The sequence below is a fragment of the Nocardiopsis deserti genome, from assembly GCF_008638355.1.
GTDB lineage: Bacteria > Actinomycetota > Actinomycetes > Streptosporangiales > Streptosporangiaceae > Nocardiopsis > Nocardiopsis alborubida.
Genome location: NZ_ML703347.1, coordinates 118,757 through 138,931 on the forward strand (window position 1 = coordinate 118,757; position 20,175 = coordinate 138,931).

Genomic DNA, 20,175 nt, shown 5'->3' on the forward strand with positions numbered 1-20,175 from the left:
GACGGCCCGTCTGCCAGGGGATCCCGGGCTTCTGCCGGATCGGGGCGTGTCGAGCCCTTCTGCACGGGTAGGGCGAAGAAGGAAGGAATCGTCCGCACGCGCGCCGGAAAGGTGGCCGAGGAGCGTGTGCGGGGAGAGAGGGCCGTTCTCACGGGACGACGGCGCCGCGCGGGCGACGGGGGCCGCGCGCGGGGTCTGGAACCGCTGGCAGGCCTCCAGTGCGCGTACGGCGCTCGTACGGGGGCCGTACACCGGACAGGGGAGTGCGCTGGCGGGTTCGCGTGCGGGGAGAGGGTCACGGGCGGGAGCCGGTCCCTCAGCGGCTCCGCTGGCCGCGGGGTCTCAGGGTTGGACGCGGAGCCTTAGGCGGCGACCGTGTGGTTGATGACGCTGCCGTGGCCGTAGACCGGCTCGGGCCCCTGCGCGAAGGGGTTGAGGAGCTCGGCGGCGCCGACGGGGTCGCTCGCTGGATGCGAGACGGGGCCGCCGTGGAACAGGTCGTTCCAGAAGAAGCGGCCGTCGCGACACCAGACGTTGACGTCGCGCTGGACCGAGACGACGGCCAGCTCGGAGCTGCCCGACCAGTAGAACTGGCGGGAGGTCACGGAAGCGAGCTCGCCCAGGAGTGCCGTGATCGCGCGCTGGGCGCAGAAGGCGTGGCGGGGCTTGTGCTTGATTCGCCTGGCGAGGGCCGATTTCGCCCGGGAGGCCCGGGGGTTGTTCAGGCGCCAGTGACTCAAGGTCGTCTCCAGTGGTCTAGGTTGCCGCGGTGCCGTGTTCGCTTGTGCGGCCACGTCGCCGCGGTCCGAGGTGCTCCGCCTCAGGTGGCCTTGGCGGGTTCCCTCCACAAAGTTGGTGAGGCGTGAACGATGTCGTTACCTCGTAGTTATTCTTTGCGCTCCGGATGCTAGCAGCAACTGACCCCCGGTAGTCGAGGCTTCTACAAGTGACCAATATCACATTTAACGAATGGGTCTCGACTTCATCAAACCAAGAACCAGCAGCTCAGAGCGTGTATTCCGAACGTGCGACCGATTTTTGGACGCCGCGATAAGTCCGTCCGATTGTGGGGGAGATGTCGCCAGTGTCACCCGTTGCGGCGACTCTTGGCGTGTTTGTCGTGACTCTCAGCGACTTCGTGCAGGTTACGGGCCCTTGACCCGGTCAAACCCCGGCTTTGCCGTCTGCGAGCTCTCCCGACATGCCGGTGTTCCTGTCGGTTTTGCCCGCGCTTTCACCCCGGTGTAAGGGCTGGTCCCGTATGTGGAGGACACTGGAACGGTCGTACGAAACGGAGAGAAGTCGCCCAGTGACACAGACCGAGACATCCGGTGACCGGACTACTGCACGGGAGGGCGTCGTGGCCTCCGAACCCGCGGGCGGTGCCAGGGCCTGGCTCGTGTGGGGCGTCGCCGTGGGCGGGTACTTCCTGGCGATGCTCCAGCGCAACGGTCTCGGTGTGGCCGCCCTGGAGGCCCAGGCCCGCTTCGACGTCGGACCGGCTCTGCTTTCCCTGCTGCCGATGCTGCAACTCCTGGTGTACGTGGTCCTCCAGGTGCCCGCCGGGCTGCTGGCCGACCGGCTCGGGCCCCGCTACACGCTCGTGATGGGCATGGCGGCGATGGCGGTCGGGTCGTGCCTGTTCGCGCTCGCCCCCGGCATCGAGGTGGCGGTGGCCGGGCGGTTCCTCATCGGCCTCGGCGACGCCCTGGTCTTCCTCAACGTCATCCGGCTGGCGGCCCTGTGGTTCCCGCGTGCGCGCTACGCCCTCGTCAGCGGGCTCACCGGCGTGGTCGGCGGAACGGGGCAGGTGGCCAGCGCCGCGCCGCTGGCGTGGGCCCTGGAGGGGTTCGGCTGGGTGGCGGCCTTCCTGTCCACCACGGCCCTGACCGCGCTGATGGCCCTGCTGATGCTGGTGGTCGTGCGCGACCGCCCGGCCGGGGCGGCGGGCCGCTCCACGGTCGCCGACCCGATCTCGGTGTGGGCCGCGCTCAAGGAGGCGCTGCGCTCGCGCGGCCCGCAGATCGGCATGGCCCACCACGCGGCCGTCATGGCCCCGTTCACGATGATGATGGTGCTGTGGGGTTACCCGTTCCTCGTGAGCGGCCTGGGGCTGTCCGAGGACACCGCCGCCCTCACCCTCACCGCCCTGGCCGCGGGCGGGCTGTGGATAGCCCCGCTCGCGGGCGTCGTGATCGGCCGCAACCCCGGCGTGCGCCGCTGGCTGGGGCTCACCCTGAGCACGGCGCTGAGCCTGGGCTGGCTGCTGCTGGTGGCGTGGCCCGGGGGAGTTCCGGTGGCCGTGGGACTGACGGTGCTGGCGGTGAGCGCGGTGGGGCAGACCCTGGCGCCGACGGTCTCCTTCGACTTCGCGCGCGACGGGATCCCCGCGAGCCGGACCGGCGTCGCCTCCGGCCTGGTGAACATGAGCGGGTTCACGACCGCCGTGGTGTGCACGGTGGCGGCGGGCGCGCTGCTCCAGACGCTGCCGGAGGGGCCCGAGGCCTACCAGCTGGCGTTCGTGCCGATGGCCGTCGCCACGGTGTGCGCGACCGCGGCGCTGTACTTCTTCGTCCTCCGCCGCTCCCGGAGCTAGCTCTCGCGGCCCCGCGCGCGTGCGGGTGGTCAGCAGCCACCCCGTCCCCGCGCGCGTGCGCGCGTCGGCGTGGGTGCGCGGCACCTGCCCCGGTGACCGGTCTCCGCGCGTGCGCGCGTGCGCGCGCGTGAGGGCAAGAGGACAAGGAGGCAAGAGCACAAGGGGAGAAAAAGGGGCGTGCGCGCCCCTTGTGCCGCCCCGGGCCGCGTGGGACTTTCTCTGTTATGAGGTGGAGTCCGGAGCGGTCCAGGGAGATGTTCGCGCGGAGCCGCGTCGCCAGGCTGGCCACGGTGGGCGACCACGGGCAGCCCCATCTGGTGCCCGTGGTGTTCGCGGCCTACGGCGACACGATCGCGATCCCCGTGGACCACAAGCCCAAGACCACGTACCGGTTGAGGCGGATGCGCAACATCGAGGGCGACCCCCGGGTGTCGCTGCTCGCGGACGAGTACTCCGACGACTGGGACCGGCTGTGGTGGGTCCGCGCGGACGGGGAGGCGCTGGTCCAGCACAACGGCCCGGCCTGGACCGAGGCCCGCGAGCGGCTGGTGGAGCGCTATCCCCGGTACCGCGACACGCCCCCCGCGGAGGCGATCATCCTGGTGGAGGTCCACCACTGGTCCGGGTGGTCGGCCTCGGAGGAGCCCGGCACGGAGCCCGGCGGGCCCGGGCGCTGAAGGCGCGGTGCGCGTCCGTTCGACGGTGATCTTGCTACCAGCGTCACTGTCGACCGCCGACGGTGACGCTGGTAGCAAGATCATCCCTGGTGGGTGGGAGCCCGCCGCGCACGATCGGCGAGGTGACGCCGGGGCGGGCCGGAGCCACCCCGCCGTCCGCGGCGGCGGATCCCGGTGCGGCCGGAGGTCAGCCCGCGCGCCAGGTGGCGTCCTGGAGCGCTCCTCCGGCCTGCGGGCCCATCAGGGAGAGCCCGCCGTCCACGAACAGCGAGGCGCCGGTGACGTAGGACGCCTCCGGCTTGGCGAGGAAGGCCACGGCCTCCGCCACCTCGTAGGCGTGGCCCGGCCGGGACAGGGGGTACCCGGCGCGCGAGTCCAGCGCGGGCTCCTCCTCGTGCTGTCCGGTCATGGGCGTGGCGATCTCGCCCGGCGCCACCGCGTTCACGGTGATGCCGTACAGGCCCAGTTCCAGGGCCAGGACGCGGGTGAGCAGCTTCAGCCCGCCCTTGGCGGCGCAGTAGGCGCCCGCGGTCACCCGCGGGAACTCCTCGTGCACGCTGGTGATGTTGACGATGCGGCCGCCGCGACCGGCGTCGCGCATGTGCGTGGCCGCGATCTTCGAACAGAGGAAGGGCGCGTCCAGGTCCACGGACAGGACCTCGCGCCAGCGCTCGTAGTCGGTGTCCAGCAGTTGTTCCCCGGAGCCGGTGCCCGCGTTGTTGACCAGGACGCCCACGCCGCCGAGGTCCTCGATCAGTTCGGCGACGGCCTCCGAACCCCGCACGGGGTCGGCGAGGTCGTGCTGGCGCACGGACACCCTGCGGCCGATCTCGCGGATCTCCGCCTCCGTGCGGTGCACGCCCTCCTCGTCGTGGTGGAAGGTGACGCCGACGTCGAAGCCCTGCTGCGCGAGGCGGACCGCGGTCGCCCGGCCGATCCCGCTGTCCGCGCCCGTCACCACCGCCACGCGGTCGTAGTCGTCGAACTCTTCTGCTCCCTCGACGCGGTCGTCGCGTGCCATGCTCTGCCCCCTTCCGTGCGCCTCCCGGCGGCGCACGCGCTCGGGTGAGCGGCTACCCAGCGCCACCCCCCGTACACGTGGGACCGGTGGCGCGGACGTGCGGGGACCGTGGGGCGGGGAGCCCCGCCCGGCCGCGCGCGAAAACCGGTTGACCGGCACCGGGAAGTCCGTAGGGTCGGCCCGTGACGACGAAGCGGGGCCTGCTCAGGGCCTATGACGAACAGATGCGGGGCGTACCCCGTACCCTCCCGGCCGGGGTCCGTGCCGAACCGGACGGCCCGGTGACGCGGCTGGTCGGCCAGCGCAGGGGGCTGGTCTGCGCGCCGCCCGACACGGGCGTGCGCGGGGCCGCGCTGGACCGGCTGATCGCCCGGCAGCGAGACCGCTTCGCGGCGCGCGGGGAGTCCGTGGAGTGGAAGACCCACGGGCACGACCTGCCCGAGGATCTGCCCGACCGCCTCCGTGCGGCGGGGTTCGCGCCCGAGGAGCGCGAGACCGTCCTGGTCGGCCGGACCGACGCGGTCGCCACCGCGTCCGCGCCGCCCGCCGGGGTCGTGCTGCGCAGGGTGGCCGAGACGGCCGACCTGCGCCGGATCGCCGACATGGAGTCCCGGCTGTGGGGCGAGGACTGGGGGTGGCTGGCCGACGACCTGGCCGCCCGGATCGCCGCCGACCCGGAGGGGACCGTCGTCATGACCGCCGAGGCCGGGGAGGAGGTGGTGTCCGCCGCGTGGCTGGTTTTCCACGAGGGAACGGACTTCGCCGGGCTCTGGGGCGGTTCCACGCTGCCCGAATGGCGGGGCCGGGGGGTCTACCGGGCGCTGGTGTCCGCCCGCGCCCGGATCGCCGCCGCGCGCGGGGTCCGCCACCTCCAGGTGGACGCCTCCGACGACAGCGCGCCGATCCTGCGCCGCCTGGGCTTCGAGGAGGTGACCACCACGACCCCCTACGTGTGGTCACCGCCGGAGGCGGGATGACCGAGGGGCGGGGCGGCCCCGGGGCCGCCCCGCCCTTGCGCGGGTTTCGTTGTGCGGGTTCCGGAGCCGCCTAGAAGGCGGACTCGGGGACGTCCATCAGGTCCACCGTCACGCCCTCGGCGATGCGGCGCTCGGCGGCGATGCGCGGCAGGAACTGCTCGGCGAAGAAGCGCGCGGCGGCGATCTTGCCGGTGTAGAAGTCCTTGTCCTCGTCGCTGGCGCCGTCGATGCTGTTGAGGGCCACCTCGGCCTGGCGCAGCAGCAGCCAGGACAGGACGACGTCACCGAAGGCCATGAGCAGGCGGGTGGAGTTCAGGCCCACCTTGTACAGCTCGCGTGCGTCCTCGGCGGAGCCCATCGCGTGGCCGACCATGAGCTCGACGATCTTCTCGACGTTCTCGGCCGCCTCCAGGAGCAGTGCGCGCTCCTGCTTGAGCTGGCCGTTGCCCGCGTCGCTCTGCGCGAAGGCCTTGATCTCCCCGGCCAGCGTGCCCAGCGCCTGGCCGCCGTTCCTCACGATCTTGCGGAAGAAGAAGTCCTGGGCCTGGATCGCGGTGGTGCCCTCGTAGAGGGTGTCGATCTTGGCGTCCCGGATGTACTGCTCGATCGGGTACTCCTGGAGGAACCCGGAGCCGCCCAGGGTCTGGAGGGACTCGGCGAGCAGCGCGTAGGAGCGCTCGGAGCCCACGCCCTTGACGATCGGCAGCAGGAGGTCGTTCATGGCCTCCAGTTCCGTGGCGTCCTGGCCCGTGCGGTGCGCGATCTGGATCGCGTCCTGCTGGGTGGCGGTGTACAGCACCAGGGCGCGCATGGCCTCCACGTAGGCCTTCTGCGTCATGAGGCTGCGGCGCACGTCCGGGTGGTGGGTGATGGTCACCTTGGGGGAGTTCTTGCCCGCGGCCAGGTCGTTGCCCTGCACGCGCTCCTTGGCGTACTCCAGGGCGTTGAGGTAGCCGGTGGACAGGGTGGCGATCGCCTTCGTCCCGACCATCATGCGCGCGTACTCGATGACGAGGAACATCTGGCGGATGCCGTCGTGCTTGTCGCCCACGAGGTAGCCGACGGCGGGGTGCTTGTCGCCGAAGGTCAGCTCACAGGTGGTGGAGGCCTTGAGGCCCATCTTGTGCTCGACGTTGGTGACGTAGGCGCCGTTGCGCTCGCCGGGCGAGCCGTCCTCGTTGATGAGGTACTTGGGGACCAGGAAGAGGGAGAGGCCCTTGGTGCCGGGGCCCGCGCCCTCGGGGCGGGCGAGCACCAGGTGGAAGATGTTCTCGGTCATGTCCTGCTCGGCCGAGGTGATGAAGCGCTTCACGCCCTCGATGTGCCAGGTGCCGTCGCCCTGGTCGACGGCCTTGGTACGGCCCGCGCCGACGTCCGACCCGGCGTCCGGCTCGGTGAGGACCATGGTGGCGCCCCAGCCGCGCTCGATGGCCAGCTCGGCGAACCTCTTCTGCTCCTCGTTGCCCTCGGCGTGGAGGATGCTCGCGAAGCCCGGACCGGCCGAGTACATGTGCACGGCGGGGTTGGAGCCGAGGATGAGTTCGGCGGCGGACCAGACCAGGGAGCGGGGGGCGCCCAGGCCGCCCAGCTCCTGGGGGAGGTCGAGGTTGTACCAGCCGGCGTCCATGTAGGCCTTGTAGGACTTCTTGAGGCTCTCGGGGACCGCGACGGTGTTCGTCTTCGGGTCGAAGACCGGGGGGTTGCGGTCCGCGTCCTCGAAGGACTCCGCGATGACGCCCGTGGCGAGGCGGTTGACCTCGTCCAGGATCGTGCGGGCGGTCTCCTCGTCCAGCTCCTCGAAGGGGGCCTGGCCCAGTACGTCCTGGCGCCTGAAGACCTCGAAGAGGTTGAACTCGATGTCGCGCAGGTTGCTCTTGTAATGCGTCATGGACAGCTCCGCTGTGTCCCTGGCCGCGGTGTCTGTACACGCGGATCTACCGACTAGTAACAAGTCAATGTTACTACCGAGTAGGCACCTACGCCAGTAGGGGGAGGGAGTTGTGTCCCAGGGGATACCAAAAGGGGGCGAAGTTCTCGTAAGACGTGCGGGGCGGACTGTCCGGGGCGGACTGTCCGGGGCGGGGAGTGCGGTGAGTTGCCGCCTCCCCGCCCTTGTGGAGGTTTCAGCTGGTCAGGAGATAGGGGCGCGTAGCGGGCGGTGCGCCGCCCGGCGGAACGGCGAAGGTGGCCCACACGTGGGTGCCCAGGTCGGCCCAGGGGGCGAGGCGGAAGTGTCCCCAGGCTGTGGACAGGTTCTCCACGAGCAGCAGACCGCGTTGGCCCTCGGCCCAGTTCCACTCGTCCTCCGTCCGCTCCTCCGGGACGGCCGGGATTCCGCCGCCTCCGCCGCAGTCGCTCACCGAGAACCGGAGCGTTCGCGCGTGGGGCATCGACAGCGCGCGGACGACCTCGCCGTCTCTCCCTCCCGAATCCGTGTACTTGACGGAGTTCGCGAACAGCTCGCTGGCGCACAGCCGCACGGTTTCGACGAGGTCCTCGTCGAAACCGGCCAGGTCGGCGGCGAGGTCGGCGCGGACCCGCGCGAGCTGGTCCAGCGCTCCGGGGTAGACGCGGTGCTCCCAGCGGACGAGGGGGTGCGGAACCCTGGGCGTGCTCAGGAAGATCATGCCGGGACCGCCTGTCGGTGGTGCTCCGGGCGGGGCTGCTGAGTCTGCTGCGTCCGTTGGGCCCTTTGGGTCTGCTGTGTGCGCTGTTGCTGCTGGTCGAGCCAGACGCGGGCGAGGCGGGTGAACGTGCGCCAGTCCTCGGGGTCCTCGCACGCGGGGGACGGAGGACGAGGGGCGGGTACCGGAACCGGGGCGGGCTCGGGGGCGAGGGCCTGCGCGGGGACCGGCGCGGGGCCGGTCGCCAGGAGGTCGCCGGAGAAGGGGACGTTCCTGCCCGGCGGGTGGGCGAGGCGGATGGTCGCCTCGCTTCGGACTCGCGCGGACCCGGGCTCGCGGGTTCCTTCGCGGGCCGTGTAGTAGGGGCGGACCAGGGCGATGTCATCGGCGGGGAAGTGCTCGCTCGGCGGAGCCAGACGGGCTGCCGGGACGGGAGCGGCGGGGAGTTTGGGACGCTCGGGGCGTTCTGGGGCCCGGTTGGTTCGTGTGGGAGGTGCGGGAGGCGCTGTGGCCTCGACCGGAGCGCGGACCTGGGCGGGAACCGGGACGTAGCGGCGGACCCGGGTGGAGCGGCGGCGACGGCCGCCGGTGGAGGAGTGGCGTCCGCACGGGGGCGCGAAGAGGGCCTTGACCATGCCGAAGGCGCGGATCAGGGCCGCAGCGCTAAACTGGCGCATGCTGGCAATCCTTGTTGTTAAAGGGCTGATGTTGCTGGCCACGGCCCCGGACGGTGAGTAACCGTCGCGGGGTCATTGTGTGGATGGAGTTGTGTGTCCGGTGCCAGATTAAGGGCAGGGGCGGAGTGGAAGCGAACTTTTCTGCGAACTACTCCCGGGTAATTTCACGCCGGTCGCATCATCGCAGCTCATGGGTGATTTGTGGGTCTTGATCGGCCCCCCGGTTGTCTTTTGTATGACCCTGATGTCGGAATTCATTGCTTTTGCTCATAATTTCGGTTCTTATGTGGCGATGTGAAAGGCGAGCCGGGTGTCTTGTCAGCTCTGTTAGAACCCCTGGCTCGGTCCAGGCGTCGGGGTTAGCCTTTCCCGTATGGAGCACGAGGGCTGTGGCCATGCGGACGTACGGCTGCCTTCGCCGTTGGAGGAGGTCAACGACGAGTTCCTGCGCGAGCACGGGGTCCGTCTGCTGCTCAAGCGCGATGACCTCATCAGCGCGGAGGTGCCGGGAAACAAGTGGCGCAAGCTCCACCTCAACCTCCAGGCGGCGCACGAGCAGGGCCGTTCCACGCTGCTGACCTTCGGCGGCGCCTACTCCAACCACATCCGCGCGGTGGCCGCGGCCGGAAGGGCGTGCGGGTTCTCGACCATCGGCGTCATCCGGGGAGAGGAGCACCGGCCGCTCAACTGGTCGCTCGCGTATGCCACGGAACAGGGGATGCGGCTGGAGTACCTGGACCGGGCAAGCTATCGGGCCAAGCACACGTCCGGGGTCGTCGGCGGGTTGCGCGAGCGGTTCGGTGACTTCTACCTGTTGCCCGAGGGCGGGAGCAACGCACTGGCCGTGCGCGGCTGCGCCACGATCGCTGACGAGATCAACGAGGGCTTCGACGCCGTCTGCTGCGCGTGCGGTACGGGTGGAACCCTCGCTGGCCTGGCGGCAGGGCTGCCCCCGGAGCGGGAGGCCATCGGCTTCTCAGTGCTGAAGGGCGGTGACTTCCTCATTGAGGAGGTACGTCGGTTCCAGGAGGACGCGGGTGCGGTGACCGGCAACTGGTCGATCGAGACCGAATACCACTTTGGAGGGTTCGCCAAGTACCCGCCTGAGCTGGCCGCCTTCATCCAGGAGTTTCATGGGCGCCACGGGGTACTGCTGGAGCGGATCTACGTGGCCAAGATGCTCGCCGGGGTCTACGACCTGGTGGCGCGAGGAAGGTTCTGTCAGGGCAGTACCGTGGTCGCACTTGTTACTGGTCCGCCCGAGGGCTCGGATGGTCAGAACGCGGGAGGTCGGGCGGCGACCTGAAAAGGGCGGCACTACGTGAGGAGTGCCGCCCTGTGGCCTCTGGTGGCTAGCCGAGGCTCTTGAGCGAGTCCACGAGCGCGGTCCACTCGGTGGCCGCGAACGACAGGTGCCCCAGTTCGCGGTTCTGCGTGTCCCGCACGGCGGTGGTGGCACCCTCGGCGACCTCGACGCAGTTGGTTTCGGCGATGCTGTAGCTGCTCTTGTGCCACGAGGGGGTGTTCAAGCGGGCCTCCAGGCAGTTGGTTTCAGCCTTGCTGTACGTGGACTTGTACCACGATCCTTCGATCATCACTCAACTTCTCCTTGTGCTTTCTTGAGCAGCGACCGTGACTGATCCGGAGGGAGTGCGAATCCCCGCAGGTCTCCCATGCGGGATACGTGTTCTTCGACAGTGTCCGCGTCGACGATCACGCCTCCAACTGATCCGGTCTCCAGGTAGAGGAGCATCCCGGCGTCCGGGACTCTCAGCAGCATGAAGCCGTTGTCGAGTCCCGGGTGGTCCCAGGTATCGGCGGGGACGACCAGGATCTCCACTCTGCTCCGCGTGGAGACCTCCAACAGGTACCCAAGCTGTTCCCTCATGGTGTCAGGGCTGCCGAGACGCCGGTACAGCACAGTCTCGTCTAGGACAACCGAGAAGAAGGGGGCGTCATCGCGGGCCAGGATGACCTGTCGCTCGGTGCGCTCCTTCGCCTTCGCTTCCACCGCTGTTTGCGAGTCAGCCCGGTTTCCTGCCCGGATCGAGGCGCGCATGTAGTCGCGCGTTTGTAGAAGTCCGGGGATGAGCAACGGGTGGTACTGCTGAATCTGGGTGGCTCTCTGCTCCACGATCGGCAGTTTCCTGTACCAGTCCGGCGGCGTGTAGGCCTCGTGCTGTTTCTCCCACACGGCGACCAGGCGACCTTCGCTGTTAAGCGCCTGGTCAATTCGTTCCGCCGTGTCCTTTTTGGCAGGCGTCTTTCCCAGCTCGATATCACTGACCGTCGCCTGGGACGCTGGTAGCAGGCTTGCCAGCCTGCTCTGTGAAAGTCCCGCCTGTTCGCGAAACCGGCGCACCTCGGCGCCGAACTTCCGAGCCTTTGGATCGACCTCGTTCGCCATGCACAGCTTCTTACCAGTCCGCTATCAGGCGCCAACAGGGTTTACCTGAGAATTTCGCATTTCCCAGCGATCGGTAGATCAGACGAGCCTTCCGATGAGACTGTGACGACGGCCGAAGAAAAGTCCCGGCGGCTGTACTGACAACCCCGGGACCTGGTCCGGAACCCGTGCTTCTCACGACAACAGGTACGAACATGAACCAGGCTATCCCTCGTCAGTCCGCCCCGGAAGGCGTCCCCAGCCGCCGAACGCCGATGCTCCAACCGCCCTGGCGGATGCGGTTCGACGACTCCGACCGCTGCGGCATCGTCCTGGGCAGCGATCCCCGCCACGTCGGGATCGCCCGGGACTGGGCCTACCGCAACGCCCGCTCCCCGCGCCGTGCGGCCTTTCCGCTGGTGTTGGCCGTGAGCCTGCTGGTCACCAACGCTCAGCAGCACAGTCGATCCGGCGACCCCGGCGGTACCGTCCGGGTCACGCTGCACCGCAAGCCCCACACCTACACCCTGACGGTCACCGACAACGGCCCCAGGCCGGACCAGCCCATCCGCTTTCCGCGTCCGCGAAAGCCCACGGAACCGCTGGAAGCCACCGGCAACGGGCTGCTGATGCTGGACGAGCTGACGGTGTCCTGGGACTGGACAGGGAACGCGGGCGGACCCCTGACGGTGCGCGCCCTCATCGACCGCACCGGGCACCAGTGGGCCGGGGCCCTCACCGCCAGCGCCTGAGGAACGGCACTGCCTCGCGCCACGCCCACCCGCCGAACACGGAAAGTGCCTCATGCCCGACTACAGCTACCTTCTCGACGGCCGCCCCGACGTTTTCACCCCCGGCGAAGTCGCCCAACTGTTCAACATCCGCCCCCGCAGCCTCCACCGAGGCGACTGGGACCGTGTCCTCCGGCCCTTCCGCACCCCGGGCGGAGCACGCCGCTACCCCAAGGAACACATCGCCGCACTCCTGAACCAGCCGGACGCTTCCGGGCCCTACCTGTAGGGCCGCCACGAGCCGGGTGGGAAGCACGGGCTCAGCGGCACGGCGAAAGCTCCCCGGTTCCGCGGGCACCGTCCGAGCGGAACTGGTGGAACCCCGCGCTGACCTGGTGCGAGGTATCCGAAGCAAGGAAGGAACTCCCTATGTCCTCCACGAACCTCTCGGCACTGCTGGAGTCGCCCGACGGCGAGTCCCGCGCGCAGATCGTCCGCCTCGGCGACGCCTTCCCCCTGGACCCCTCCACAGCCGTCTTCGAAGCCAGCGACGAGCCTCCGACCCGGGTCCGACCCTGGGGACTGCGGCGCGCTGTCACCCCGAAGCTGCGCCCCGAGGTGGCCGAGGCAGTGGACCGCTACGTCTACGACCCCGTGACCCAGCAGGGCACCGATCGCCTCACCGGAGCACCGGCCGTGGGCAAGCGCTCCAGCGGCACCAAGGAGACCACGGGCGAGCCCGACAGCGCGCGGCCGAGCACCGAGGAAACCACCACCGACTGATGGCCTCCTCCGCAGCACGGAAGGCGGTGCTCGTCCTCACCCACACCGAGGACGGCACCGCCGACCCCGTGATCCACCACCTGTCCGAACGCGGCGTGCCCGTCGTGCGTATGGACCCCGGCGACTTCCCCGCCTCGATGACCGTGGAGGCCGCCTTCGACGGGAACTGGGAGGGAACGGTCCATGATGCCTTCCGAAGCGTGGACCTGGGATCGGTACGCGGCGTCTACTACCGGCGCCCCTCCCAGTTCACGTTGGTCGAGGGCATGTCCGGCCCCGACCAGCGCTGGGCCTACCGCGAGGCCCGCATGGGTTTCGGAGGTGTCCTCCTGGCACTGGACTGCCTGTGGGTCAACCAGCCGTCACGCATGAGCGCGGCCGAGTACAAGCCCGTCCAGCTCGCGGCGGCGGCCAGGGCCGGGTTGAGGGTGCCGCGCACGATCATCACGAACGTGCCCGACCACGCCGCCGACTGGGCCGCCGGTATCCCCGGCCCCGTCGTGTACAAACCGGTCGGCGGCGCCTTGCACGTCGAGCAGGGACGTACCCGGATCATCTACGCCAGTGCCGTCACCGCCGTTGAAGAACTCCGCGACCCCGCCGTGGGGCTGACCGCTCACTGCTTCCAGGAGTGGGTGGACAAGGCGTTCGAGGTCCGCCTAACCGTCGTGGGCGAGACGATGTTCGCCGTGGCCATCCACGCCCAGTCCGAGGCCGCGCACATCGACTGGCGCAGTGACTACGACGCCCATCGGTACGAGGTCATCGACGTCCCCGACGAGGTCCGCTCCGGCCTGGGGCGCTACATGCGTTTCTTCGGGCTCGTCTGCGGCGCCGCCGATTTCGTGGTCTCGCCGGACGGCGGGTGGACCCTCCTGGAGGTCAACCCCAACGGTGAGTGGGGATGGCTCGCGGACCGCTGCGACCTGCCCATTGGACAGAGCATCGCCGAACTACTGGAGAAAGGACAGATGTGACCGGAGTTGTTCACGAACCCTCGTCCACCCTCGTGGCCCGTCTGGTCGAGGATGGCGCGCTGGTGCCCGGCGACCGCCTCACCGAGGCGTTCCGACGCGTGGACCGGGGTGTGTTCGTCCCGGCCTTCGCCCTGCACGAGGACACTCCGCAGGGCTCGCGCCACAGGCTCGTACGGAGTGATGACCCCGACCAGCGTGAGGAGTGGGCCCGCCACGTCTACGCCGACGAGACTCTGACCATCGAGATCGCCGGAGAACCGGTGACCGACGCCCTACCCGGGGGCACCGGAACCGGCCGGTGGACCAGTTCCTCCACGATGCCCAGCCTCATGGCGCGGATGCTCCACCAACTCGACCTGGACGACGACCCCCGCGTTCTGGAGGTCGGAGTCGGATCGGGGTACAACGCGGCGGTCCTGTGCGAGGTGCTGGGTTCGGACCGGATCACGAGCATCGACATCTCACCGCGCCTGGTCTCCGACGCCGCCCGGCGCCTCTCCGTCCTGGGATACACACCTGTCGTGGCCGAGCACGACGGGCACAAGGGATTTCCCGACCGCGCTCCGTACGACCGGATCATCAGCACCACGGCCTTCACCCACGTTCCACCGGAGTGGATCAACCAGGTGGCACCGGGAGGAAGCATCCTCGTCAACATCGCGGGAGGCACCGGGGGCGCCATGCTCAGGCTCCACGTGCGCGACGACCGCACCGCGCGGGGGCACTTCCTTCCGCAGTGGGCCGGGTTCATGCCCGCACGGAGCAGCGTTCCCCGTCAGCGCGTCAGTGTGGACGACGCCGGGGAACGGAGCACGACCACGTTGGACCCCGCCCTCCTCCGTGAGGAACGGGTGATCGCGTTCCTGGCGCAACTGGCCACCACGGACGCCGACACCGTTCTCAGGACGGCCGACACCGGAGACGACTTCCTCTTCATGGAGGGCGCCGACGGGGCCTGGGCCGAGATCGACACCGACGCGGTCGAGGGCCGATACCCGGTGGTCCAGGGCGGACCCCGCCGTCTGTGGACGCGGGTGGAGGAGGTGCACCGCTGGTGGGTCGCCAACGGTCAGCCGGACTGGAGCGCCTTCGGTGTCACCGCCACGCCTGAGGACCAGCACGTGTGGTTCGGCTCCACCGAGAGCGACCAGCGCTGGCCGCTGCCGCTTCCGTAGGCAACGGCCTTCCTGTTCTGGAAGAGGCCCGACTCAAGGACATCAGTGACCTCCTCCTCTCCCGAGACAACGCCTGACCTCCACCAGGCGTGGCACCACGCCATCGCGGCCCTGAATCTGACCGCACCCGATGACGATGGTGACGCTCTGCATCCCGGGGTGGGTGGCCGAACCCTCAGCGGTTCGGCCACCACCACCGAGGGAACACCCGTGTGGCTACGCGTCATGTCCGCGCCCCAACCAGGTGGGAAGGTATGGGAAGGCGCGGCCCTGGCCGATGCGCTGGTAAGCGCTGATGTCCCCCGGCCGCGCCTGCTCGCTGAGCACACCTGGGGCACGGCCCCCGCCTTCCAAGCCCTGCTGTGGGAGCACACGCCGGGGACCGTAGTCTCACGGACCCCGGATCTGACCGTTCCCGTGAAGACCGACGCCCGCTGGTGGCACGACCTGCGCCATGCGCTGACCGTTCTTCGTGCCGCTCCTGCTCCTGAACAGCGACAAGTGGTCTCCCAGGCGTTCGTCCACCGCATCCCCAACCACATTCCCGAGATCGCGTTGGCCGACGTGGATCTGGACGTCCGGACCTGGGTGGCCTCCCACGGGGATCTGCACTGGGCCAATCTGACCCGCGATCCCCTGATGGTTCTGGACTGGGAGGGCTGGGGCCTGGCGCCGCTGGGCTACGACGCCGCCGTTCTTCACGCCTACGCGCTGGCCCAACCCGAGACGGCGGCCGAGGTGCGTGAGGTCTTCGCGGACGTGCTGAACACCGACGCGGGGAGACTGGCACACCTGATCATCTGCGCCGAGATCGTCCAAGCGGCCGAGCGGGACGCCGTCCACGCGCGTCTGGCCCCCTACGCGCGCAGGTTCGCGGCAGGGCTGTTGACGACGCCGTAGCAACGGCCCCGCTGGCCTGTCCCACCCACCGGAGCCTATGGCCGCTGCTCAGAGCGCCGTCGACTCCTGTGCCCAGACCGACGGGGCCGCTCCACCGTCGTCCGGCGACGCGCCGCCGCGCGCCGCCGGACTATCGTGTGCCCATGAGTCCTTCGCCGCCGTCCGCGTCATCGGAGCGCCGCCGCGAGGAGCTGCGCGACTTCCTCCGCACACGCCGCGAGGGCCTGAGCCCCGAGGACGTCGGGATGCCGAGGGCCGGGCGCCGCCGCACCCCCGGACTGCGGCGCGAGGAGGTGGCCGTGCTCGCCGGAGTCGGCGTCTCCTGGTACACCAGGCTCGAACAGGGTCGCGACATCAACGTCTCCGGAGGCGTTCTGGACGCGGTCGCCCGCACCCTGCGGATGGACGCGGACGAGCGTGTGCACCTCTACCTCCTCTCCGGCCTCAACCCCCCGGTGGCCGAGGAGGCTCCTGGGGCCGGGGTTCCGGACGAGCTCCTCCGGGTGCTGGACTCCTGGGCTCCCCGCCCCGCCTACATCCGCGACCGCCACTGGAACCTGGTGGCGTTCAACGGACCGGCCGCGGAGGTGTTCGGCTACGGCGGCACCGACCACAACTGTCTGGTGACCTTCTTCACCAGTGCCAGCTACCGCCGTCTCATGAGGCACTGGAACGACGCGGCGCCCGGAGTCGTCGCGCGCTTTCGCGGGGACGCCGCCCGCTACCCCGACGACCCGGGGTTCGCCCGGATCGCGGCGGACCTGAGATCGGTCAGCCCCGAGTTCGCCGAGCTGTGGTCCCGCCACGAGGTGGCCGCCGCCTCTCGCGCGGTCAAGGCCGTCACCCATCCCGACGTCGGAGACCTCGTCTTCGAGGCGTCGCTGCTGTCCATCCCCGATCTCCCCGGCCATTCCCTGGTCCTGCACAACCCCAGTCCCGGGACCGGCACCATGGAGGCCCTGGAGCGCCTGGCGCGCAGCGCCCGCCTGGTGCGCAGCGCCTGAGCCGGGCCCGCGAGGGCCGCGAGGGTGACACTGGCAGTGCCAGGACGGCCCGGGTCTGCCACCTCCGCCCGCCCGGTACCAGGATGGGCCGCGCGGACAACCGCACGGACCGAACGGAAGCAGGGGTGGACGGCATGCGCACACGTGAGTTCAAGGGGACGCGGGTCGGCGGCGTAGGACTCGGTCTGATGGGGATGAGCTGGGCCTACTCGGCCTCCGAGCGCGACGACGCCCGGTCAGTGGAGCTGATCCGCGAGGCCGTCGGTCTCGGGGTGACGTTCCTGGACACCGCCCAGGCCTACGGCGGCGGGCACAACGAGGAACTGGCGGGCCGGGCGCTCAAGGGGCTGCGCGACCAGGTCGTGGTGGCCACCAAGACCGGACTGGTCATGGACGAGGCCGAAACGTACGCGATGCACCGCGACGGAACGCCCGACCATGTGAGGCGGTCGGCGGAGGAGAGTCTGAGGAGGCTCGGCACCGACGCCGTCGACCTGTACTACCTGCACCGGGTCGACCCCGAGGTGCCGCTCGCCGAGACCTGGGGTGCGATGGCCGAGCTGGTGGCGGAGGGCAAGGTGCGCCACCTGGGGCTGTCGGAGGTCACCCGTGACCAGGCCGCGGAGGCGCACGCGATCCACCCGGTCGCGGCGGTCCAGTCGGAGCTGTCCCTGTGGACCCGCGACGCCCAGGGAACGCCGGGCGGCAGCGCGGGCGGGGGAGGCGGCCTGACGGGAGGGGCCGAGGGTCCGGGTGACGTGGTCGGCTGGTGCGCCGCGAACGACGCGGTGTTCGTGCCGTTCTCCCCGCTCGGAAGAGGGTTCCTGACCGGGGCGGTCACCGCTTCCTCGCTGGAGGAGGGTGACTTCCGCGCCAGCCAGCCGCGCTTCCAGGAGGAGGCGCTGCGGGAGAACCAGCGCATCGTGGACGTGGTGCGGCGGGTCGCGCAGCGCCACGGCACCACCCCGGCGCGGGTCGCGATCGCGTGGACGCTCGCGCAGGGCGACCACGTCATCCCGATCCCCGGAACGAAGAAGTCGGCCTACCTGCGTGATAACGCCGGTGCGGCCGACCTCGTCCTGTCCGCCGAGGACCTGCGGGAACTCGACGAGGTGCCGTCCGCCACGGGCAGCCGGTACTGACGGCGTCCGAGGCCATCGACGGCGGCGGCCGGAAGCGGCGTTACGACGGCGAGGGGTGGAGCCTGGTGGAGTAGCCGCCGGGGCCGCCCCTGCCCGGGAGGACAGGAGCGGCCCCGGAGACGGAACGCGGTCGGAGATCAGGCCTGGAACTCGGTGATCGTCTGGGCGATACCGTCCTCGACCTCGACCCCGGCCAGAACGACGGTCCCGTCCTTCAGTTCAGCATCGAACTCCTCCATGCTGCACTCCACGGTCCCGGTCATGTCGTCGTTGGGGACCTCGGGCGCGCAGGTGTACAGGCCGCCGAGGATCTCGGTGTCCTCGGTGACGTAGAACGCCTGGTCACCGACGATGTACTCGTACGGAGCCAGGTACACGACCTCGCCGGAGAGGGTTCCGGTGAACCCTTCGGCACCGGCCTCCACACCCTGGGTCTCGGCTCCTCGCTGCTCGGCGGCCGCCGCCGGGCTGAAGCCGGTCGCACCGAGGGTGAGCAGGCCAGCGGAGAGAACGGCCAGCGCGCTGGTGCGGATATCGCGATTCATCGCGTTCCTTTCCTGTGGGGAGCGGTGTGTGAATGGACTCGCCAGGGATTGGGGGATGAGTGCGTTATGCGTGGTCGTGCCCCCGGGCTGGCTACTCAAACGCTGATCGTGGATATCGGGGAGAATCCTGAGGGTGTCGGAGTCGTATCGGCCCGAGGGTTAACCGTCGAATTTCAAGGATTGAACATGGTGGAGCGGTTTGTGCTGTCCGGGTGAGGGAAGGGTGGCCCTTCGCCTGGTCGGCGCTGCTGTCCGTGCAGGATGGCGCGGCCCCGGGCGTTCCGTGTCCGGGAGGTGCCCTGCCGCCTGTGCCCATGATCAATGACGGAAGCTAAATATCCCGTTAGGCTGTACTGTTTTCGCAGATTTGTCCACGGCGAGACGACCGGCTCTTGTCGGCGGGCACGGAAGTGGTTGGAAACCGGTCTGATGTGCCTTGGACGCGCGTTCGGGATCCGTGGTTCTGTCGACTGGGAAAATGCGCGAATTTCCCGGAGCGGACCCCGGGAAATCCGCGTCGCCCGAACGGTCCCCGGAAGACCCTGGGCCGTCCCGCCTCCGCCTCCACCCACCTCCGCCTGCCGCCCTGGCCCGGGCGCTCCCGGCGCGCTCGTATCCTCGGACCCGGACCCGTCACCCGAGGTGGAGAGCGACGACGCGATGCTGGAGATGCTGCCCGGACTCGTCCGGATCTACGAGGAGTGGGCGGAGCGGTACCCCGACGTGCAGCCGCTGACCATCCAGTTCGCGCCGGACGGCGAGTCCGCCGACGGCCTCGACGGGGTCCTCGCCTACCCCCTGGACGGCCACTGGCTGCTGGTGTCCTTCGGGCTGACCGAACTGGGGGAGAAGACCAGCGAGGAGGCCCGGGTCTCCGGCTCGGGCTTCGAGTTCACCTGCCGCCTCCCGCGCGAGGACGGCGACGAGGCCGTGCCCGCCTGGATCCTGCGCGTCATGCACGCCCTGGCCGACCGCTTCCTCGCGGGTATCGACCTGGACGTGGGCCACTGGATCGTCACCCCGTCCCCGCTCGGCGGCGAGCCCGCCAACGGCGACATGACCTCCCTGGTCATCGTCCCCGACACCGAGGTCCGCGCCATGGACACCCCGAACGGGATCGTCCTCTTCTTCCAGCTCGTCGGCCTGCTGGCCGAGGAGGGCGAGGCGATCCAGCAGGCGGGGACCGCCGCCCCGCTCGTCGCCCTCCTGCGCGACCGCGACCCGAGGATGACCACCGACCCCTCGCGGGAGCCCGTCCGCCTCTGACGCCGTCGGAGACGACAACCCAGCGGCCTGCGTACGTAATCCTGTACAATGATGGGTGTAACGACGGAACCAGGAGGCGCAGCGATGAAGACGATGAGCTACTCGGAGTCCCGCGCGAACTACGCGGCCACGCTCGACTCCGTCGTGAACGACCGCGAGGAGGTCGTGATCACCAGAGCCGGACACGAGCCGGTGGTCATGATGGCGCTGTCGGAGTACGAGACCCTCAGGGAGACCGCCTACCTCCTCCGCAGCCCGGAGAACGCGCGACGCCTCGTCACCGCCATCGAGGAGTTGGAGTCCGACCAGGGGATCGAACGGGGCCTGGCCGAATGAAACTCGTCTGGGCGCAGGGCGCCTGGGAGGACTACGTCTGGTGGCAGGGCCAGGACCGCAAGGTCCTGAAACGTATCAACGTCCTGATCAAGGACATCGACCGCAACGGCAACGAGGGCATGGGCAAGCCCGAACCCCTCCGTCACGGCTTCCACGGGTACTGGTCGCGGCGGATCACCGACGAACACCGGTTGGTCTATCGGATCAGCGAGGACGAGATCCGTATCGCCGCCTGCCGGTACCACTACGGAAAGTGATCCGATGGGCCGCCACCCGCAGGGGGTGGCGGCCCGTACATGTCACCCGGCCAGTGCCCGGAGCCCCGTCCCCGCCCGATCGCGGTGCCGGTCCCGCCCAC

General features: G+C 69.8%; 23 protein-coding genes. 15 read left to right on the plus strand and 8 right to left on the minus strand.

From position 1 onward, the window contains the following. Positions 1 to 362: 362 nt before the first annotated feature. Positions 363 to 740 carry a hypothetical protein gene (locus tag FYW99_RS00535; RefSeq protein ID WP_150248703.1) on the minus strand — a complete coding sequence of 126 codons (378 nt, stop codon included), beginning with the start codon at positions 738 to 740 and terminating at the stop codon, positions 363 to 365. Between the two features lie 569 nt (positions 741 to 1,309). Here FYW99_RS00535 and FYW99_RS00540 point away from each other — a divergent pair. After that, a complete protein-coding gene (locus FYW99_RS00540; protein WP_150248706.1) occupies positions 1,310 to 2,596 on the plus strand; it encodes an MFS transporter in 1,287 nt (428 codons plus the stop codon). Between the two features lie 224 nt (positions 2,597 to 2,820). After that, the gene (locus FYW99_RS00545; protein ID WP_150248709.1) at positions 2,821 to 3,273 is read left to right on the plus strand and encodes a TIGR03668 family PPOX class F420-dependent oxidoreductase; all 453 of its coding nucleotides are present in this window, start codon (positions 2,821 to 2,823) and stop codon (positions 3,271 to 3,273) included. Positions 3,274 to 3,460: 187 nt separating this feature from the next. On the opposite strand, the gene FYW99_RS00550 is transcribed toward FYW99_RS00545, so the two are convergent. Beyond that, complete coding sequence (locus FYW99_RS00550; protein ID WP_017563382.1) at positions 3,461 to 4,294, minus strand: SDR family oxidoreductase; 834 nt, start codon at positions 4,292 to 4,294, stop codon at positions 3,461 to 3,463. Positions 4,295 to 4,476: 182 nt separating this feature from the next. Between FYW99_RS00550 and FYW99_RS00555 the strand changes: the two genes are divergently transcribed. Continuing rightward, a complete protein-coding gene (locus tag FYW99_RS00555; protein WP_150248712.1) occupies positions 4,477 to 5,271 on the plus strand; it encodes a GNAT family N-acetyltransferase in 795 nt (264 codons plus the stop codon). A 70-nt stretch (positions 5,272 to 5,341) separates the two neighbouring features. Here the strand turns inward: FYW99_RS00555 and FYW99_RS00560 are convergent, their stop codons facing one another. The 3 genes from FYW99_RS00560 to FYW99_RS32075 all read right to left on the minus strand — a co-directional run bounded on the left by FYW99_RS00560 (position 5,342) and on the right by FYW99_RS32075 (position 8,572). Next, entirely contained in the window at positions 5,342 to 7,159 is a 1,818-nt protein-coding gene (locus FYW99_RS00560; protein WP_150248715.1) for an acyl-CoA dehydrogenase, read from the minus strand. Positions 7,160 to 7,394: 235 nt separating this feature from the next. Next, positions 7,395 to 7,898, minus strand: a complete 504-nt coding sequence (locus FYW99_RS00565; RefSeq protein WP_150248718.1) for an ATP-binding protein — start codon at positions 7,896 to 7,898, stop codon at positions 7,395 to 7,397. Further along, on the minus strand, positions 7,895 to 8,572 hold the full coding sequence (locus FYW99_RS32075) for a hypothetical protein (RefSeq protein WP_223838602.1): 678 nt from the start codon (positions 8,570 to 8,572) through the stop codon (positions 7,895 to 7,897). Before FYW99_RS32075 ends, FYW99_RS00565 begins: the two co-directional genes overlap by 4 nt. 373 nt (positions 8,573 to 8,945) lie before the next feature. Here FYW99_RS32075 and FYW99_RS00575 point away from each other — a divergent pair, with 373 nt between their 5' ends. Beyond that, entirely contained in the window at positions 8,946 to 9,878 is a 933-nt protein-coding gene (locus FYW99_RS00575; RefSeq protein WP_150248721.1) for a 1-aminocyclopropane-1-carboxylate deaminase/D-cysteine desulfhydrase, read from the plus strand. A gap of 46 nt (positions 9,879 to 9,924) precedes the next feature. Here FYW99_RS00575 and FYW99_RS00580 read toward each other — a convergent pair whose 3' ends face one another. Then, the gene (locus FYW99_RS00580) at positions 9,925 to 10,167 is read right to left on the minus strand and encodes a DUF397 domain-containing protein (protein ID WP_223838604.1); all 243 of its coding nucleotides are present in this window, start codon (positions 10,165 to 10,167) and stop codon (positions 9,925 to 9,927) included. Further along, entirely contained in the window at positions 10,167 to 10,979 is an 813-nt protein-coding gene (locus FYW99_RS00585; protein WP_150248728.1) for a helix-turn-helix domain-containing protein, read from the minus strand. Before FYW99_RS00585 ends, FYW99_RS00580 begins: the two co-directional genes overlap by 1 nt. 194 nt (positions 10,980 to 11,173) lie before the next feature. Here FYW99_RS00585 and FYW99_RS00590 point away from each other — a divergent pair, with 194 nt between their 5' ends. From FYW99_RS00590 to FYW99_RS00625, 8 genes are all read left to right on the plus strand, one after another. Further along, a complete protein-coding gene (locus tag FYW99_RS00590; RefSeq protein WP_223838606.1) occupies positions 11,174 to 11,710 on the plus strand; it encodes an ATP-binding protein in 537 nt (178 codons plus the stop codon). 52 nt (positions 11,711 to 11,762) lie between these two features. Continuing rightward, entirely contained in the window at positions 11,763 to 11,978 is a 216-nt protein-coding gene (locus tag FYW99_RS00595; RefSeq protein WP_061079694.1) for a hypothetical protein, read from the plus strand. Positions 11,979 to 12,118: 140 nt separating this feature from the next. Then, the gene (gene tgmA, locus FYW99_RS00600) at positions 12,119 to 12,472 is read left to right on the plus strand and encodes a putative ATP-grasp-modified RiPP (RefSeq protein ID WP_150248730.1); all 354 of its coding nucleotides are present in this window, start codon (positions 12,119 to 12,121) and stop codon (positions 12,470 to 12,472) included. Then, a complete protein-coding gene (gene tgmB, locus FYW99_RS00605; protein ID WP_150248732.1) occupies positions 12,472 to 13,449 on the plus strand; it encodes an ATP-grasp ribosomal peptide maturase in 978 nt (325 codons plus the stop codon). The genes tgmA and tgmB overlap by 1 nt, the downstream gene beginning before the upstream one ends. After that, positions 13,446 to 14,624, plus strand: coding sequence for an ATP-grasp peptide maturase system methyltransferase (gene tgmC / locus FYW99_RS00610; protein ID WP_150248735.1), 1,179 nt, complete (start codon positions 13,446 to 13,448; stop codon positions 14,622 to 14,624). The genes tgmB and tgmC overlap by 4 nt, the downstream gene beginning before the upstream one ends. Before the next feature lie 417 nt (positions 14,625 to 15,041). Next, positions 15,042 to 15,524, plus strand: a complete 483-nt coding sequence (locus tag FYW99_RS33035) for a phosphotransferase (protein WP_394350321.1) — start codon at positions 15,042 to 15,044, stop codon at positions 15,522 to 15,524. A 143-nt stretch (positions 15,525 to 15,667) separates the two neighbouring features. Continuing rightward, positions 15,668 to 16,528, plus strand: coding sequence for a helix-turn-helix transcriptional regulator (locus FYW99_RS00620; protein ID WP_150248741.1), 861 nt, complete (start codon positions 15,668 to 15,670; stop codon positions 16,526 to 16,528). A 134-nt stretch (positions 16,529 to 16,662) separates the two neighbouring features. After that, entirely contained in the window at positions 16,663 to 17,670 is a 1,008-nt protein-coding gene (locus FYW99_RS00625; protein ID WP_150248745.1) for an aldo/keto reductase, read from the plus strand. 137 nt (positions 17,671 to 17,807) lie between these two features. Here the strand turns inward: FYW99_RS00625 and FYW99_RS00630 are convergent, their stop codons facing one another. Further along, positions 17,808 to 18,215: a hypothetical protein gene (locus FYW99_RS00630; RefSeq protein WP_150248750.1), complete on the minus strand. Its 408-nt coding sequence runs from the start codon at positions 18,213 to 18,215 to the stop codon at positions 17,808 to 17,810. 660 nt (positions 18,216 to 18,875) lie between these two features. Here FYW99_RS00630 and FYW99_RS00635 point away from each other — a divergent pair. The 3 genes from FYW99_RS00635 to FYW99_RS00645 all read left to right on the plus strand — a co-directional run bounded on the left by FYW99_RS00635 (position 18,876) and on the right by FYW99_RS00645 (position 20,074). Next, positions 18,876 to 19,481, plus strand: coding sequence for a suppressor of fused domain protein (locus FYW99_RS00635; protein WP_150249799.1), 606 nt, complete (start codon positions 18,876 to 18,878; stop codon positions 19,479 to 19,481). Positions 19,482 to 19,565: 84 nt separating this feature from the next. Continuing rightward, the gene (locus FYW99_RS00640) at positions 19,566 to 19,817 is read left to right on the plus strand and encodes a type II toxin-antitoxin system Phd/YefM family antitoxin (protein ID WP_017563364.1); all 252 of its coding nucleotides are present in this window, start codon (positions 19,566 to 19,568) and stop codon (positions 19,815 to 19,817) included. Beyond that, positions 19,814 to 20,074 carry a Txe/YoeB family addiction module toxin gene (locus tag FYW99_RS00645; RefSeq protein WP_150248752.1) on the plus strand — a complete coding sequence of 87 codons (261 nt, stop codon included), beginning with the start codon at positions 19,814 to 19,816 and terminating at the stop codon, positions 20,072 to 20,074. The genes FYW99_RS00640 and FYW99_RS00645 overlap by 4 nt, the downstream gene beginning before the upstream one ends. The last annotated feature ends 101 nt before the right edge of the window (positions 20,075 to 20,175 follow it).